Here is an 18,043-nt window from a genome sequence, read left to right as displayed (position 1 = left end):
GAGTCGTAGTGTATTACTGCTCCACCCTTTTTTCATAAGCAGAAGCTTTAATGGTCAGTTGTAAAGAAATGTTAAGGAGGGACACATGTGAATCCCCAAGTGAATAAGGTTATCCATCCGAAAAAGAGAAGAAAGTGGTCTTTGGATAAGAAAGAGGCGCTAGAAGGCTATGGTTTCGTTGCTCCGTGGTTTATTGGTTTTCTGATATTTACAGCCGGTCCTCTTTTGTTCTCTTTATACGCTAGCTTTACGAACTATGACATCACGTCACGTATGGACTTTATTGGTTTTGACAACTATAAACGCATGTTTACGGAAGATCCTTTGTTCTGGAAATCACTCCGAAATACCCTTTACTATGTTGCACTTGCCGTTCCGTTAACCACGATGGGCTCTGTGATTCTTGCCGTTTTATTGAATGTGAAAATTCCCGGCATGCGATGGTTTCGGACGATTTATTACCTGCCAACCGTCTTGTCCGGTGTAGCTGTTTATATGCTTTGGATGATGCTTCTTAACCCAGATTCAGGTCTCATTAATACGGTGCTCGGCTGGATTGGAATTGAAGGACCTGCTTGGCTGACGGATCCGGCTTGGACGAAAAATGCGATTGTCATGATGAAAATGTGGGCAGTCGGCGGAGGGATGCTGCTGTTTCTAGCAGCGCTGCAAGGAGTATCCGATCATTTGTATGAAGCAGCGGAAATTGATGGCGCATCCAGTATTCGTAAGCTTTGGCATATCACTGTACCGATGATTACGCCTGTTATTTTCTTTGATGTCGTCACAAGCTTAATCGGTGGCTTCCAAATTTTCCAGGAGGGCTATGTCATGGCCGATGACCCTGGTGCTCCGGGATCTCCGGCGAACTCCCTCTTATTTTTCAATCTTCATATGTTCTTGAAAGCTTTCAAAATATTCGATATGGGATACGCCATGGCAATGGCTTGGTTCCTATTCATTATCGCGATTATCGTTACCATCATTAATATGGTGATGTCGAAGTATTGGGTTCACTACGAAGGAGGAGATTCGCGATGACTGTCACTGCAGCTGTAACTAAGAAATCATACCATCAAAGCCGCAAGACCAAGCAAAGGATCTCCAAATGGGTCGTAACCCTTATTCTCATTGTCGGCAGTTTGTCTTTTCTCATGCCGTTCTGGTGGATGATTCAAACATCCTTGAAATCGTTGACAGAAGTGGTGACATATCCGCCGACCTGGTTTCCTAAAAAATTCGTTTGGGCCAATTATAAAGAGGCTTGGGAAGCAGGGAATTTTGCGAGATATTCGGCTAATTCGCTGCTAATCGCTTCAACCGCAGTGTTTGCACATGTAATCTCTAACTCGTTCATCGCTTATGGATTTGCGAAGATTCGCTTTCCCGGAAAAGGGCTGCTGTTTTCCATTATTCTTGGAACGATGATTATTCCGGGGTTTGTCACATTGATTCCTCAGTATATTTTATTCTCTAAATTACATTGGGTTGGTACTTACTTGCCCTTGGTCATTCCAGGTTTTTTCGGAAGTGCCTTCCATATCTTTCTCATACGTCAATTCTATTTGGGTATCCCCAATGATTTAGTTGAAGCAGCGAAAATTGACGGCGCAAGCCACTTGTATATTTGGCGTTCGATCATGCTTCCGTTGGCTAAACCGGCACTCGCTACGGTGGCAATCGGTACATTTACAGGAGCTTGGAACGATTTCCTCGGACCGTTGTTATATGTGAATGATGAATCTAAGTATACTTTGCAGCTTGGTTTGCAAGCCTTCAAGGTTAGCTCAGGCGTTAGCCAGTGGCACTTACTTATGGCGGGTTCGGTAATGGTAATGATTCCGGTCATCGCAATTTTCTTCATTTTCCAAAGATATTTTATCGAGGGTATGAACATCAGTGCTGGTACGAAAGGGTAAGGAGGATAACAACTTGGATCGCAAATATCGTGTGTTTATTTACCATCATACCCATTGGGATCGGGAGTGGTGGGCGACGATGCAGGATTTCCGCATCCGCTTGGTAGAGCTTATCGATGAACTGCTTGATACGATGGATAACGATCCGGAGTTCCGCTGCTTTTTGCTCGATGGTCAAACAATTGTCTTGAAGGACTATCTGGAGATCCGGCCGGAAAATCAAGAACGTCTTCTGCGATATATCCATGAAAACCGTATTCAGTGCGGTCCATGGTACATCTTACCGGATGAGTTTCTCGTCAGCGGTGAGGCGCATGTGCGTAATTTGATGCTAGGTGCACGTATGGCTGAGAAGCTCGGCTATACGAACTTGGATGTCGGTTATATCCCGGATACATTTGGTCATATCTCGCAGATGCCGCAGATTCTCCAAGGCTTCGGGATTGACAATGCGATGGTTTGGCGAGGGCTAGGTGGAGCTTCAGCCGACTTTAAACAAGAGTTTCTGTGGGAAGCTCCAGATGGCACGCAAGTGTTCACGTACTGGTTCCCCGATGGCTATTATATGGTGGATTTCCTCCATTTTGACAATCCGCTCAAGACTTATGACGAAACTTACGGCAGAGTTCGTAAATCCTTGGAACGCTGGGCACCACGGGCAACAACGGATTGCTTATTAATGCCCTATGGCGGTGATCACAGGCTTATTGATGCGCGATTGCCGCGATTAATGAAGCAGGTAGGCGAAGATTTGAAAGAAATCGCGGAGCTGTACTGGGGGACAACGAAGGATTTCATCGAAGCCGTTCGCAGTCAGAATCCTTCATTAGAAGTTATACATGGCGAGCTTCGTCATTTTGGCGCAGATTTGCCTCATGTACTGCCAGGTGTATTGTCTGCACGCCTCTATTTGAAACGGCATAATTTCATCGGACAGCTGGCATTGGAACGCTATGCAGAACCTTTCTCAGCGCTTGCCTGGCTAAGCGGCCGTAAGTACGAATCAACCCTGCTGTGGACCGCATGGGAACTTCTTGTCCAGAATCACCCGCACGACAGTATTTGTGGGTGCAGTATTGACGAAGTGCATCGTGAGATGCTGCCAAGGTTCGCGCAATCCAAGCAAATAGCAGACATTTTGACGGAGAAAAGCATCCAACATATCAACAATCAAATTGATACAAGCGATTTGGAAGATGGAGCTTTGGCGATTGTTGTTCATAATTCTCTGAGCTGGATGCGTGACGACACGGCTACTGTCTGGGCGGATCGAAAGTTAATGGTTCATCCAAGAACATATAGGCTCGAGGATTCGGAAGGAAATGAGGTCCCTTTTCAGGTGAAGGAAGTCAGCGGCATGAAGCCAATGACGGATAAACATTTTTATACAGAATTAAGTTTTCTAGCTGTAGACCTTCCCGGTTTTGGCTATAAGACCTATTCTTTGCGGAAAAGGGAAGCCGTTTGCGACCCCAAACAGGTGTTTTTCAACGCACTGCTGCCATCTGCGAAGTTAAAGGGCAGTGAAGCCGTAACGGATTTGCACATCGGACCCAATATCTTGGAGAATGCTTTACTACGCATTGAAGTTAACCAGCAAAACGGTACGCTGCGCATTACCGACAAACAAAGCGGTCTTATCTATGAAGGTTTGGGCGCCTTTGAAAGCGGAGGGGATGCTGGAGATACCTATAATTATGCAGCCCCATTAGTTGATCAAGTGCTCCGCACGACGGAAACTCCAGTTGGCGTACACGTTTCCGCAGCCGAGGTTGGTTATGCGAAAGGAACACTTCAAGTGGATATCGATTGGTCCTTGCCGAAGAGGCTTAGCGGTGACCGATTAAGCAGAGAGGCTGCCTACACAGATTATCGGATTACGAATTATGTGACGCTTGCTGCAGGATCCGCAAGAGTGGATGTGCGCACGGCGTGGAACAATCAAGCGGAAGACCATCGACTACGGGTGCTGTTTCCACTTGGTGAGAAGTTCAAGGTCTCACATGCCGAAGGGCATTTCGATGTTGTGGAAAGAGAAGCATCTGTTAAAGATCACGGTAATGGATGGCCAGAAACGTATGTACAGCAGAAGCCTCAACAAGGTTTTGTCAGTGTGAATGGCAGAGATAAAGGAATGACAGTTGCCAATAAAGGGCTGACTGAGTATGACATGCTCGATGATGAGCAGGGTACACTAGCAATCACTTTGTTAAGGGCTGTAGGCTGGTTGTCTCGGGAAGATACGTTGATTCGGGTCGGCGGCGCTGGTCCTGAAACACCTGTACCCGATGCGCAGAGTCTTGGTTTCAATGAAACGGAGTATGCGATCTTCGTCCACCAAGATGATTGGCTAGAATCTAATATGTTTACAAGGGTTCATGAGTACTTAACAGCCAGCTATGGATCAATAACTGGGAAACATGCAGGTGTTTTGGCAAAGAAAGATGGTTGGCTGGAAATAGAGGGAAATCATACCCTCATGCTCAGCGCCTGCAAAAAAGCGGAGAAGTCCGATGCCCTTATATTGCGTTTCTGGAATACAGCTAAAAAAGCGACCTCAGCAAAAGTAAGAATGCAGATAAAGCCCGATCAGGTACGCTACGTGAAATTGAATGAGCAGCCAATGGATACGAAAGACCTCGTCATGGATGCCGATGGAGCATTCACGGTTCATGCAAAAGGTGCCGAAATCATTACGCTCGAAATCAGCATTCAGTCTGTAAAAACCAAATAGATAAAAAGGAGAGATTATCATGAATACTGAATTAAGACCCAAAAACGTCATTACGCTCAAACAAGCCTTAGAGGTAGCCGAAAAATACGGGTTCGCTATAGGCTCGTTTTCCCCTCGATATACACCAATGATTACGCCCGTTTTGAGGGCTGCCGAGAAGATGAAATCTCCGGCCATTGTTCAGATATCTCATAAAGAACTAATCCGATATGGAATTACACCTAAGGAATTCGCCGATGAATTTTATGAAAAAGTGGTGTCAGAAGGAATAACCGTGCCCCTAGTCCTGCATCTTGACCATACCAAGGAATTGGAAACCATCGCTCTTGCGATTGACGCCGGCTTCACCTCGGTCATGATTGATGCGTCCGAGAAAAATTTAGAGGACAATATTAGCACCTCCAAAGAGGTCGCAGATTATGCCCATGCGAAGGGTGTTTCCGTTGAAGCAGAGCTTGGCATGATCGGAACGACGGATTTCGTGGAAACAGATAAAGATGAGGAGCTGTACACCGATCCTCAGGAAGCGAAACGATTTGTTAATGAAACGAATATCGATGCATTGGCGGTTTCCTGCGGGACAGCCCATGGCGTTTATATGGTTAGACAGCCTAAAATCGATGTCGCTCGATTGCAAGAAATTCGTTCATTAACCCCTGTACATCTTGTTCTGCATGGCGGTTCAGGCGTACCTGCCGAAATGATGGAAGGTGCCATTCGCCTTCCAAGCGGCGGTGTGAGTAAAGTGAATATCGCAACAGACTTGGAGCTTTCTTTCTTAGGTGCATTAGAACGCGAAGAGAGACTGACGAATGAAGAATGCAAAGCATTGGAACCTTCTCTATTGGAAAAGGGGAGAGCCGCTGTTGAAAACACGGTCATCGATAAAATGATTCATTTCTTAGGAAGCAAAGCGCAGGCAGATCATTTTGCTTAAAGTGATAATGGGATAAATGACTGGGGAATGGGAGCTTATATGGAAAAAAAGGTGATTTGGAGCATCGGATCGACAGAAAGTGGTGCAGAAGATCTTTTTGATAATTATAAAGATCCTAATCGACTCGGGGATATTGTATGGGATGCAGATGCCAAATGCAGTTCAACACTTGGAACGAAATGGCCCATGTTTCATCCTAGTGAAGCAGACCCCGATGGGGGTTATAGGCTGCAGGTTACCATGCTAAAGTCGGATCAGATATTGAAGCTTGGAGACATTCATTGGATAAGCTGTTGACCTATGATATTGACTTGATGACCTTCGGTCATTTGCCTCCGACGTTGGTCTACGATGCCAAAACGAAAGTAGTTGAGGCACGGAAACAGTTAGGTGTTTATTTTAACCCATGGTTCAAGCCCATGCATGAGACTTTCTAGTATTAAATTCACTTTATTACATTGCTAATTATCAAATAAAGGTAGGGGAAATTATGAAACAGAAGAAACTTTACATGATCGGGAATGCTCATCTGGATCCAGTTTGGCTTTGGCAGTGGCAGGAAGGCTTTCAAGAAACGAAAGCAACCTTCCGGTCAGCACTCGATCGCATGAAGGAATATGATGATTTTATTTTCACCTCGAGCTCCGCTGCAAACTATGAATGGGTTGAAAATAACGACAAAAAAATGTTTGAAGAAATTAAGGAACGCGTACGTGAGGGCCGTTGGCAAATCGTTGGCGGATGGTGGATACAACCGGATTGCAACATTCCCGGCGGGGAATCGTTTGTCCGTCAAGGCTTATATGGCCAGCGTTATTTCAAGGAGAAATTAGGCGTCACAGCGAAGGTGGGTTATAACGTCGATAGCTTTGGACATCACGGCATGCTGCCGCAAATATTGCTCAAAAGCGGTATGCCTTATTATATTTTTATGCGTCCTATGCCTAATGAGAAAGGCTTGCCTGGTCGTCTATTTCACTGGGAATCGGATGATGGCAGCCGCGTGCTGACCTACCGGATACCATTTGAGTACTGCACATGGGGCAAGGACCTCGAGAAGCATGTTCGCCGTTGTATGGAAGAGCTGAAGGATCCCTTTGGCAACTTGATGGTTTTCTACGGGGTTGGTAACCACGGGGGAGGCCCAACGAAAGAAAATATCGACAGCATCAAACGGATGAATGGGCTGCCTGAATTTCCGACAATGGAGATGGCTGCACCGAATGAATTTTTCGCTGATATGGAAGCCATGCAGCTGCCAATTCCAGTTGTCCACGACGATCTTCAGCACCATGCCAGTGGTTGTTATGCGGTTCATTCGGGGATTAAGCATTGGAATCGTCAAGCTGAGAATAAACTCATCGCTGCTGAAAAATGGTCCTCATGGGCTGAATTAAGAACAGGGCAAGCCTATCCAACAGATTTTCATCGTGCATGGAAAAATGTGTTGTTTAACCAATTCCATGATATCCTTGCCGGAACTAGTCTTGAATCGGCATATGAGGATGCACGCAATATGCACGGTGAAGCGATGACGATTGCAGAGCGTGGCCTGAACTATGCGATACAATCCATTTCTTGGCATATCGGCATTGAACAGGAAGATGGCATGAAGCCAATCGTTGTATTTAATCCTCATTCTTGGGAAAGCACCGTTAATATCGAGTTAGAAATTGGCGGCATCAAGGATACGACGATACTGGTAGATGAGAACGGCAAGCAGGTTCACTTCCAATTGGTGCAATCTCAGGCAACGGCTGGCGGCAGATACCGTCTTAGCTTTATTGCCCAGCTGCCGTCCATGGGGTACCGGGTGTATAAGGTGCTAACAGCTTCACAGGAACCCAAATTGGTATCACAACCGATTAAAGCGAATGATTATGCGTTGGAAAATGATAGATTCCGCCTGGAATTTGATCCGAAGACAGGCTTCATTTCCAGCTTATTTGATAAAAAAGTAAATGTTGAAGTTTTCCGCGGACCCGCGGCGAGACCCGACGTTATTGAAGATAAGTCAGATACTTGGAGTCATAATGTTTTTCATTTCAACAATAAGGTTGGCGAATTTATAGCAACAAGCGTTCAACGCGTCGAGCATGGCCCGGTTAAATCAGTCATCAGAGTCACAAGCGAATATGGCAGCTCCAAGATCGTGCAGGATTTCACCTTGTATAAACAATTGGACTATATCGATGTCAAAGTGACAGTGGATTGGCGTGAACAGTTTAAAATGTTGAAATTGGTATTCCCAATTAATTTGGTATTTACGAAACAGACGTATGAGATCCCATACGGCTTCAAGGAACGGGAGCATAATGGGGAAGAAGAGCCAGGTCAAAGCTGGGTAGATTATGGCGGCATTTTGCGTGACATTGGAGAGCACGGAGGAACTTCCTATGGTGTTTCCCTGATGAATGATGCGAAATACAGCTACAGCATTATGAATAAAGAGCTGGCGATGACGGTGATACGCAGCCCGATTTATGCCCATCATGATCCTGTAGTTCCAGAGCCTAAGGGGCACTATTCCTTTATCGATCAAGGCATTCAGACGTTTAATTACAGACTGCAGCCGCATCAAGGCAGCTGGGAGCAGGCTGGAACGGTTAAGCATGCATCGGAGTTAAATCAGCGTCCGATTACGATTATCGAATCTTACCATGAGGGAGAGCTTCCACAGAAGGATTCCTATTTGACGGTAGATAAGGACAACATCATCGTCAGTGTAGTGAAAAAAGCCGAAGAAGGCAGCGATCTGATTATTCGCGCTTATGAGACAACGCGAGAAACGACCGAAGCGACCATTCGATTACCTCACTTGAATCGTGAAATTACAGCCAAATTCGGTCCTTGTGAAATTAAAACCTTCCGTGTTCCTTCTGATCCGAGCCTCTCGGTGACAGAGACGGATCTAATCGAGTGGTAAGGCGGTGTCAGAGATGGCAATAAAGCAAATTAGTTTGAACGGAAGCGATTGGCTCTTCAAAGACTTCTTGGGTGAGGACTGGATATGGCGACATGCAGAAAAACCAGACTCCAAAGATAGTCGTTGGTGGAGGAAAGGAACGGTTCCTGGAACCGTTCTCTATGACCTTTGGCAAAATGGTGAGGTTTCGGACCCCTACTTTGAGCGTAATAGTCTTTTGGCGGAATGGGTGCCTGAACGAACGTGGATTTATAAAAAATCGTTCGACATCGATGCTTCCATGTTGGGTCAACGTGTCCAGCTTCATTTTAAGGGTGTTGATTTTGAGGCGCAGTTTTTTCTGAATGGTGCCAAAATTGGTCATCACAAAGGCATGTTTACGGCAGCCGTATTTGATGTCACGGATATCCTTCATTATGGCGGGTCGAATCTATTGTCTGTTGTCATTGAAAAAGCACCGGACGAACAGCCGCAGGTTAGCAAAACAAGCTACGTTCGCGAACATAAAAGCCGGATGACGTATTGGTGGGATTTCTGCCCGCGGATGATACATCAAGGGATATGGGACGATGTGTATTTGGATGTCACGGGTCCGATTCGTATCGAGGATATTTATGTGAGGTCAACGCTTTCCAATGATTTTGGGCTAGCTAATCTTACGATAGATTCGACGATTTCCTCTGGGAAACAAGCGGAAGTACGTGTGGAGACCTGCATTTTTTCAGGTGATGAGCAAGTAAGTTCTGTCGTATCTGTTCACCTCGTTAATGAGGGGGAAACCAAGCTTAGCTCGATTGTTGAGCTTAACCATCCGCGTCTATGGGAGCCGAACGGTTCGGGCGAAGCCCATTTGTATCAAGTCCGGATTAACGTGTTTGAAAAGATAAATGAGCCAGAGCGGCGTGCCGACAGCCAGCTTAGTTCAGTTAAAGAAACAACCTTCGGCATTCGAACAGTTGCCTGGCATCGGAATGAAACACCTGATCAAACGGCAAGGCCTTATGTGCTAGTGGTCAATGAGCATAAAACGTACATCAAAGGTTGGAACTGGGTACCTATGGATGTCATGTATGGTAGAGAGCAGCCGGCTAAGCTAGAAAGACTGTTAACGCTAGCCAAACAAGCAGGAGTTAATATGCTGCGAGTATGGGGTGGTGGGCTGATTGAGAAGGATGCCTTCTATGAGCTGTGCAATCGTTATGGCATCATGGTTTGGCAGGAATTCATCCAATCCAGCTCTGGGATTGCGAACAAACCGAGTGAAGATGAGGCTTTTATCACGATGATGGTGCAGGAAGCTGAACAAATCATTCCGAGAAAGAGAAATCATCCTTCTCTTGTTCTGTGGTGTGGAGGTAACGAGCTGCAGGATAGCGATGATCGGCCTCTTGACGATACGGAGCCCGTATTGGAAGCCCTTAAACAAGTGGTTGAAACTTTGCATCCAGATGCGCTTTGGCTGCCGACATCGCCTACCGGTCGATGCTTCTCAAATACGCTGGACAACATTGAGCAGGATCCTACTGGGCAGCATGACGTGCATGGCCCTTGGGAGTTTCAGGGGTTGTCGCAGCAATATGAGCTCTATAACAAAGGAACCTCGCTGCTTCATAGTGAGTTCGGCGTAGAGGGAATGACGCATTTAAAGACGCTGAACTATACGATTTCGGAGTCCAACCAGTGGCCAGCAACCCGGGATAATCCTATTTATTTTCACCGAGGTTCTTGGTGGATTAATGAACCTATGATCCAGTCCTCCTTCGGTAATGAGCTTCATCATCCAGAGGCGCTGATACGCGCAAGTCAGTTTCTACAAGCAGAGGGACTAAGGTATGCGGTAGAATCTAATCTTCGACGGATGTGGCAAAATAGCGGAACACTCCCATGGCAGTTTAATGAGCCATTCCCGAATGCTTATTGTACTTCCGCGCTTGATTACTTTACGAACCCTAAGCCGATTTACTACGCGATGGCTAAAGCCTATCAAACTATACAAGTTTCAGCCAGCTTTGCTACGATTGCATGGGAAGGTCGGGAAACTTTTAAAGCGGATGTATGGGGTGTTCAGACAGATAGGATCGAACTGGGAGAGTTAACCTCGCAATGGCGTTTAGTTGGAGCAAGCGGACACCTATATGCCGAAGCCGAGTGGCAAGGGAAAGTAGTGCCCAATGCGGCAATTCGACTTGGGACGTTTGAACTGCCTCTCCAGCAGCTGCAAGAGGATGTGTTCTTCTTCCGCATCAATCTAGTAAACGCCGCGAAGGAAGTTATTAGCAGTAATTGCTATCCTTTTAGCGTTAAAGCTAATTTGGTACCGATGTTAGTACTACCCCAAACTAGCCTACAGGTGGAGAAGACTCTTACGGAAAAAGGGGGAGTCTGGCAGCTTCAAGTTACGAATGTTGGCACACATGCTGCTTTTATTGTTCATCTGGAGGATGCTCGTTCGGTAACGGCAGAAGACTATGTTTATTATTCGGATAATGATTTCTCCTTATTCCCAGGCGAAAGTAAGACAATTAACGTCAGGTGGAGCTCCATTCCTGAAGCTGACAGGAAACTGAACGTATCTGCTTGGAACAGCCCGGTTCAGCACATTTGATGATCGTTAGGACTTAATAGCCTCTTTTAAAGGGGGATTTTACGGGAAACTCTCTTGACAACCCTACTAAGAAAAGCGATATTAGAATTTGCATATCTTCATTGAGAAATCCCCAATCAGAAATCCCTTTCTGATTCGGAAACTAATAGTGTAAAGGTATTCGAGGATTAGAGGGGGATAAAAATTATGATTGCCATACATCGCAGAACCAAAATAAAAGAAATTCTCTTCCAAGAACGCAGTGTTAAAGTAGCTGATTTGGTGAAGGAATTCAATGTCTCCGAAGAAACCATTCGTCGCGATCTGAACCAATTGGAGCAGGAAGGCATCATTCAAAAAAATTATGGCGGCGCCATTTTAATGGAAGAATTACAAAATAATTCACAAATTATTCCTCCAGTTGAGCAGCGGAGATTCCAATTTTACGAGGAGAAAGATGCGATCGGGAAAATGGCCGCTTCGCTGGTGGAAGGCAATCAAATCGTCATATTAGACGCTGGTTCAACAACCTGGTGTGTGGCTCGTCACCTACGAAATGTGCCAAAGCTAATGGTGGTTACGAACGGGACAGATGTAGCGGAGGAAAGCAGTCAAAATGAAGATGCTTCAGTCTTTGTAATTGGCGGGAAGCTAATTAAGAAATCAATGAGTCTTGTAGGTCCCCAAGCGGAACTAGAGCTGCAAAAATATAATGCCGATTTCTCCTTTTTAGGCGCTTCTGGGATAACCATGCGTAAAGGATTTACAAGCTCTGATCTCTATGAAGCTGAAGTAAAGCGAGCCATGATATCAGCAGGACAAAAGATTGTCATTGTTGCGGATCACAGTAAATTTGAGCGGCAAGGTCTGGTCTCTTTTTCTAGCTTTCAAGATGTTGATATTCTGGTTACAAGTGACTTAGTAGAACCGAGTATTCTTGATGAAATCCGCCAGTGCGGTGTGCAGGTGATTGTTTGTCCTGTGAAGGAATTGATCCTTTATGAAGACGAATGAGAGTTAAAGCAACAGTGAAAAATAGTGGGTGGTCCGAAAGAAGCCTCTGTGGCATCTAGGACCCCTGCTTTTTTTGCTACTAAAATGCGGATATTTGATGTATAACATACAGCTTCTCAACTCAATTGTGTAGGTTTGATACAAATGAATCTGAACAACAACGGGGTTTGTTTATCTGTTAAATTAAGTATTGACAATCTCATGTGTAAGCGATAACATGTAAATATAGAAATCGCCATAATTGAAAGTGGGAACGATCCCAAACAAATGTGAAAAACGTAATAGGCAGGCTCCTTTTTTTGAAAACAAAATGGGAACGTTCTCAAAAAGTGTGGCCTACCATCAAAGTAAGCAAAAAAACAATCTTTTATCCTTAAAAATGGGAACGTTCCCGAAAATGTAAATTCAATCGCTATGTTCGAATATAGAGGGGGGCAGCCGATGAATCCTACGATTCATGACGTCGCAAGAGTAGCGAACACATCCAAAAGTACAGTATCACGTTATTTAAATGGTCAAAAAGTAAAGAAAGCAACAGAAGAGGCCTTAGAGAGGGCGATTATAACTCTTAATTATCATCGGAATGAAAATGCTCGAAGATTAGTCATGAGTCGGACGAATACGATCGGTATCGTGGTCGACAACATTTCGAACATATTCTACTCGGGCATTATTAGAGGGATTGAAGCCGTAGCCAATAAGAAAGGCTATAACTGTATATTCTATAGTGGAACGTCAAATGCCAAACAAGAGGCGTCCTTCCTCCATCTACTTTTTGAAGGACAGGTTGACGGTATTATCCTTCTTAGCTTCCAGAAGCGGGATCCACTTGAACTGGAACGAATGATGGATGTTCCGTATCCGCTTGCATTAATTGGCGATCATGGGGAAATGGACGGCTTATTCTCCGTTGATATCGACAACGCATCTGGGGTTGCTGATCTGGTTACCTACCTGCATGAATTAGGGCATCGTCGAGTAGCCTATATTTCGGGTCCTGCTCACATGGGACCAATTAAGTACCGGTTGAAAGGCTTGCAGCAGAAGATGCACGAATTGCACATAGAATTCCGTCCTGAGTGGGTCGTGTCGTCGGATTGGACGAATCAAGGCGGATACGAAGCCATGAAAGAGCTGCTTAAAGAAGAAGGCTTTACAGCAGTCATTGCCTCCAGTGATGAAACAGCAATCGGTGCACTTCGCGCGTTACAGGAACAAGGGATTCAAGTGCCTAACCAAATGTCGATTGTCGGATTTGACGATATTACCTTGTCGAGTTGGGTCTCCCCGCCATTGACAACAGTTCGTCAGCCTCTACAAGACGTTGGGATGAAGGCTGCGGAAGGCTTGTTTGCCCAAATAGAAGGAGAAGAAGTAGAGAGAACGTCTCATTTATTTAAACCTACACTGATGATTCGTCAATCTTGTACCAAACTTTAGAAAAGAGTTGAGACCGATGATTTCAAAAATCAACAAGTCGAATTACGGTTATCTATTTATAGCTCCATTTTTCATAGGATTTGGCATCTTTGGTTTGATTCCGATTTTATATACGTTTTATTTAAGCTTTACAAAATGGGATGGATTTACAGATCCTGTTTATGTCGGTTTGGCCAATTATTCACGTCTTTTACATGATACGTACTTCTATCAAACGATAGGGAACACCTTGATTATTTGGGTCATGTCTATTGTTCCACAGCTGATCATTGCCCTCATTCTTGCGATTATTTTGAATGAGAAATTCATTCGCGGCAAGCATTTTTTCAGGGCTGTGTACTACTTTCCACATATCATTACACCAATTACGCTTGGCGTCATGTTCAGCTTAATGTTTGACTGGCAAACGGGTTCGGTGAATAAAGTGTTGATGGATTTAGGAATCGTTAGCGAGCCGGTGAACTGGTTTAGCAGCCCTTGGTGGTCGCGCACGATTGTATCGGCCGTTATTTGCTGGCAATATTTCGGATTTAATCTGATCGTGTTTATCGCGGGACTGCAATCCATTTCTGATGAAGTGTATGAAGCGGCCAAGATGGATGGCGCGAATAAATGGAAAAGCACCCTATATATTACGCTGCCTATGCTGCGTTCTGTCTTTCTGTTCACCTTCATTACTTCAGTAATTGGTGGTCTGCAATTGTTTGATGCTCCACTGATGCTCGGAGATGGTCCTAATAATACGACCCGAACTATGGTTATGTACCTCTATCAAACCGCATTCAAAAATTTCGATTACAGCTACGGAGCAACAGTCGCGTATGGTATTTTCGTTGTTGTCATGATTTTGACGGCCATCACAGCGAAAGCTTCAAAGCTTAATGAGTAGGAGGTGACGACCCTTGATTAAGAAAGCGTTTCAATTCGATTGGTTTATTTTGAAAATCATCATCTATGTGATGTTAATTGCGATAGCTTTGACTTGCTTACTGCCTTTTTACAGCATGATCATTACTTCCACGCACACGAATTCAGACATTGCCCGGAAGCTGCTTATCGTTCCTGGAGACCAGTTCTTAGTGAACTATCATAGGCTCATTGAAACCGTTAACATCTGGCGTGGTTTAGGAAATACGCTATTCATCACGATAACGGCGACGCTCATTAATGTATATTTTGCTGCGTTAGCTGGGTATGGATTCTCGAAATACAACTTTCGTTATAAAGGCGTATTATTCATGATTACCCTAGGGACGATGATGATTCCTGGACAATTGGGGATTATCGGATTTTATAAATTAATGGATGTTTTCCATATGTTGAACACTTATTATCCGCTCTTGCTTACGTCAATCTACAACGCATTCGGTATTTTTCTAGTCAAACAGTTCGCGGACACATCGGTACCAACCGAAATTATCGAATCCGGAAGAATCGACGGGTATGGTGAAATGCAGCTTTTCCATCGCATCATTTTACCGTTAATGAGTCCTGCACTTGCCACGCTAGCGATCTTTGCTTTCATTGGGAAATGGAACGACTTTTTAGTTCCGATGATTATATTGTTTGATGCCGACATGCAAACCTTGCCAGTCATGATTGCGAGTGTCAAATCGCAGTTTTCATCCGATTTTGGCGCTCAATATGTAGGAATTGTAATATCGGTCGTTCCGATCTTGGTATTCTTCTCTTTTATGTCCAAGCGAATTATTAACGGGGTTGCGGCTGGGGCCGTGAAGGGCTGACGCGTAGACATTGAGAGGAGTGATGCGTGTCAATATTTTATCGTCATTTTAACCAGCAAAACATCACTTTTACTTGTAAATTAACTCTAAGGGGCGATATATCTTGAAAGCACAAAAATGGGCTTCTATTTTAATGACAACGGTACTTGCGACAGGTGTTCTAACGGCTTGTGGTTCTAAACCAAATAACAATAGTACAGCAACGAATAGTCCTGCGGCATCAGTCGCACCGGTAGATCCGGCTAAGCTGTCTGGAACTCTTTCCCTATGGACTTTCTTTGATGGAACAAAAGGCATTGCGACAGCATTTGAGAAGAAATATCCGAATGTCAAAGTTGACGTTAAGGTGTTCCCTGGCGATCAATACCAAATCAAACTTTTGTCAGCACTGCAATCTGGTAAAGATGTGCCTGACGTACTTGACCTTGAAAGAAGTTATGTTGGTAAATTCATTGAATCTCCATTCTTGATGGATCTAGCACCAATTGGCGCAGCTGATTTAGTGAAAAACTACATTCCTTATGTTTCTGAGCTTGGCAAATCGTCGGATGGCAAAATCAAAGCGATTTCCGACCAATCCTCTCCTGGCGGCTTCTGGTATTTGAAAGAAAATGCGAAAAAGTACCTGGGTACGGATGAATCGACTCAAATCAGCGAAATGGTCAACAGCTACGATAAAATCGTTGAGCTTGGTAAAAAAGTTGCAAAGCAAAGCGATGGCAAGGTTCATTTAATCGCGAATGCAGGGGACTTGTTTGACATTGCCAGCTACAATACACAGCCTTTCTATTTGAATGGCAAATTAAATATCGATCCAAGATGGGAAAAAGTATATAACAGCCAAAAAGAGATTCGTACAAATAACATAGATGGAAAATTGCCATTCATGTCAGCGGGCTGGGGTAATGCGCTCAATGACGGAAGTGTTGTGTTAGTAGCAATGCCAGCTTGGGCAACATTCATGATCGGTAACAAAGACAACAAAGCGGTTGGTAAGTTTGGCGTTGCCAAAACACCAGAAGGCTTCTACAACGGCGGAACATTCCGTGCGATTTATAATAAAACGGCCAATAAAGACATCGCTGCTGAATTTATCAAATTCTCGGCAAGCGCTGAATGGCAGAACGCAGATCTATTGGCAAGAGGGAACATGCCAGCGCTTCAAAGCGTTTACGATGCAAATCTAGATAAGTACACGGCTCCGTTAACTGGCGATCAAAAAGTGCTGCAGCCTTACTACGCTATGATGAAGTCGATGCCAGTCATTAAGTCCGACAAATACAGCGATTCGATTCTTAGCTTGTGGAGAAAAACAGCAGGTCAAGGAATTACAGACAATAAAAGCTATGCGAATGTTGTAGCAGCCTTCCAAAAAGAAGTGAAAGCAGCGTTCCCTGAGCTTCAATAATTGAAAAAAAGAAAAGCGGTTGTTTCGTAAAGAAACAGCCGCATATTTAGAAGGAGAGAGACCAGCTAATGAGCATCCTTCATGATTATGTTAACCGAATCCGCATCATTGACGGTCATGAACACCTCGCAACACCGCAAATTCGAAAAAAAGAAAATCATGATTTGTTTTCCCTGCTGCATTACTTGGACTCTGACTTTTATAGCGCTGGCATGAAAATGGGTGCGTTAGGAAGGCAAAGTTCACTAGATGTGGAACAAAAGGCTTCCTTGTTTATAGACTATTGGCATCAAACGAAAAATACAACGTATGCCCGGATGTTTCGTACAGCAATGGTAGATTTATATGAGCTCAACGAGTGGAACGTGAATGGCCTACTAGAGGCGAATGAAAAAGTGTCCCAAGCAACGCACAATCCTAATTGGTATGAGCATGTGATGGTCCAAAAGTCAGGAATTGATCTCGCCTTTACACTAATCCAAACAACGAAATTAGCGTACGAGCGTTTTCGTCCCATCATGTTTATGGATTTTACTTTCAAACTACGAACATTGAAGGATATAACTACTGTCGAGAGAATGTCTGGCGTTACGGTCTATCAGCTGCGCCAATATTTGGAGGCAGTAGATACCTTATTGCATAAATATGTTCAGGAAGGCATGGTAGCAACAAAGTTAGGGCATGCCTACTGGCGCTCTCTATCCTGCGGTAAACCGACCTTCCATGAAGCGGAGCTGGCTTTCAATCGTCTGCTCGGCTGTACACTGGAGGAATCGCTCTCACAAGCCGAAACACAAGCGCTGCAGGACTATTTAATCCATTTTATCATCCAGCGTTCGATTGCCTATGATCTACCGATTCAAATTCATACAGGTCATCATGAAGTAAGTGTTTCTTCCAACGGTAACACATTAACGAATTCGAACGTGGAATTGTTGATTCCACTGCTGCTGGAATACACGGAAGCAAGGTTTGTTCTGCTCCACAGCGGATACCCTTATTATTTGCCCTATCTAAGCCTTGTAAAAAATTTCCCGAACGTCTACGCAGATTTTACATGGGTGTACATCATTTCGCCAACGGCGGCTAAACAAATTATGCATCAGGTGATTGAAATGGTGCCAATGACGAAAATTCAAGGCTTTGGCGGCGATTATAACTTTATCGAAGGGACATATGCCCACCAGAAGCTGGCCCGCAAAGTGGTGGCAGATGTATTGACGGAAAAGGTGGCCGAAGGCGCACTTGACGAATCAGAAGCCATGACCTTTGCTGATCGGATTTTCCGAACGAATTTAATCGAATTATATAAGCTGAAGGGTTTGGGGGAATAGCG

14 protein-coding genes are annotated in these 18,043 nt (G+C 44.5%); all 14 read left to right on the top strand.

Annotation, left to right across the window (positions count from 1 at the left end; translation table 11 throughout):
* The first annotated feature begins 87 nt into the window (after positions 1-87).
* The 14 genes from QFZ78_RS10990 (at position 88) to QFZ78_RS10925 (ending at position 18,041) form a co-directional block, all read left to right on the top strand.
* Complete coding sequence (locus tag QFZ78_RS10990; protein ID WP_307441257.1) at positions 88-1,041, top strand: carbohydrate ABC transporter permease; 954 nt, start codon at positions 88-90, stop codon at positions 1,039-1,041.
* Positions 1,038-1,919, top strand: a complete 882-nt coding sequence (locus tag QFZ78_RS10985) for a carbohydrate ABC transporter permease (protein ID WP_307547391.1) — start codon at positions 1,038-1,040, stop codon at positions 1,917-1,919. Before QFZ78_RS10990 ends, QFZ78_RS10985 begins: the two co-directional genes overlap by 4 nt.
* A gap of 13 nt (positions 1,920-1,932) precedes the next feature.
* Positions 1,933-4,653, top strand: a complete 2,721-nt coding sequence (locus tag QFZ78_RS10980) for an alpha-mannosidase (RefSeq protein ID WP_307547390.1) — start codon at positions 1,933-1,935, stop codon at positions 4,651-4,653.
* Between the two features lie 19 nt (positions 4,654-4,672).
* Entirely contained in the window at positions 4,673-5,590 is a 918-nt protein-coding gene (locus tag QFZ78_RS10975) for a class II fructose-bisphosphate aldolase (protein ID WP_307547389.1), read from the top strand.
* Positions 5,591-5,629: 39 nt separating this feature from the next.
* A complete protein-coding gene (locus QFZ78_RS10970; protein ID WP_307547387.1) occupies positions 5,630-5,887 on the top strand; it encodes a hypothetical protein in 258 nt (85 codons plus the stop codon).
* Positions 5,872-6,027: a hypothetical protein gene (locus tag QFZ78_RS10965; RefSeq protein WP_307547386.1), complete on the top strand. Its 156-nt coding sequence runs from the start codon at positions 5,872-5,874 to the stop codon at positions 6,025-6,027. The genes QFZ78_RS10970 and QFZ78_RS10965 overlap by 16 nt, the downstream gene beginning before the upstream one ends.
* Positions 6,028-6,080: 53 nt before the next feature.
* Complete coding sequence (locus QFZ78_RS10960; protein WP_307547385.1) at positions 6,081-8,516, top strand: alpha-mannosidase; 2,436 nt, start codon at positions 6,081-6,083, stop codon at positions 8,514-8,516.
* 13 nt (positions 8,517-8,529) lie between these two features.
* A complete protein-coding gene (locus QFZ78_RS10955) occupies positions 8,530-11,121 on the top strand; it encodes a glycoside hydrolase family 2 protein (RefSeq protein WP_307547383.1) in 2,592 nt (863 codons plus the stop codon).
* 186 nt (positions 11,122-11,307) lie between these two features.
* The gene (locus tag QFZ78_RS10950; protein WP_307547381.1) at positions 11,308-12,114 is read left to right on the top strand and encodes a DeoR/GlpR family DNA-binding transcription regulator; all 807 of its coding nucleotides are present in this window, start codon (positions 11,308-11,310) and stop codon (positions 12,112-12,114) included.
* A 441-nt stretch (positions 12,115-12,555) separates the two neighbouring features.
* Positions 12,556-13,554, top strand: coding sequence for a LacI family DNA-binding transcriptional regulator (locus QFZ78_RS10945; RefSeq protein ID WP_307547379.1), 999 nt, complete (start codon positions 12,556-12,558; stop codon positions 13,552-13,554).
* Between the two features lie 16 nt (positions 13,555-13,570).
* Positions 13,571-14,443, top strand: a complete 873-nt coding sequence (locus tag QFZ78_RS10940) for a carbohydrate ABC transporter permease (RefSeq protein ID WP_307547377.1) — start codon at positions 13,571-13,573, stop codon at positions 14,441-14,443.
* A 13-nt stretch (positions 14,444-14,456) separates the two neighbouring features.
* On the top strand, positions 14,457-15,299 hold the full coding sequence (locus QFZ78_RS10935) for a carbohydrate ABC transporter permease (RefSeq protein ID WP_307547375.1): 843 nt from the start codon (positions 14,457-14,459) through the stop codon (positions 15,297-15,299).
* Between the two features lie 103 nt (positions 15,300-15,402).
* Positions 15,403-16,707 carry an ABC transporter substrate-binding protein gene (locus QFZ78_RS10930; RefSeq protein ID WP_307547373.1) on the top strand — a complete coding sequence of 435 codons (1,305 nt, stop codon included), beginning with the start codon at positions 15,403-15,405 and terminating at the stop codon, positions 16,705-16,707.
* Positions 16,708-16,775: 68 nt separating this feature from the next.
* The gene (locus QFZ78_RS10925) at positions 16,776-18,041 is read left to right on the top strand and encodes an amidohydrolase family protein (RefSeq protein ID WP_307547371.1); all 1,266 of its coding nucleotides are present in this window, start codon (positions 16,776-16,778) and stop codon (positions 18,039-18,041) included.
* Positions 18,042-18,043 lie beyond the last annotated feature (2 nt).

Origin of the sequence: Paenibacillus sp. V4I5, assembly GCF_030817255.1 — a bacterium.
Classification (GTDB): domain Bacteria; phylum Bacillota; class Bacilli; order Paenibacillales; family NBRC-103111; genus Paenibacillus_E.
The sequence above is the reverse complement of the archived record's forward strand: the minus strand, read 5'-3'. Positions and strand labels throughout refer to the sequence as shown.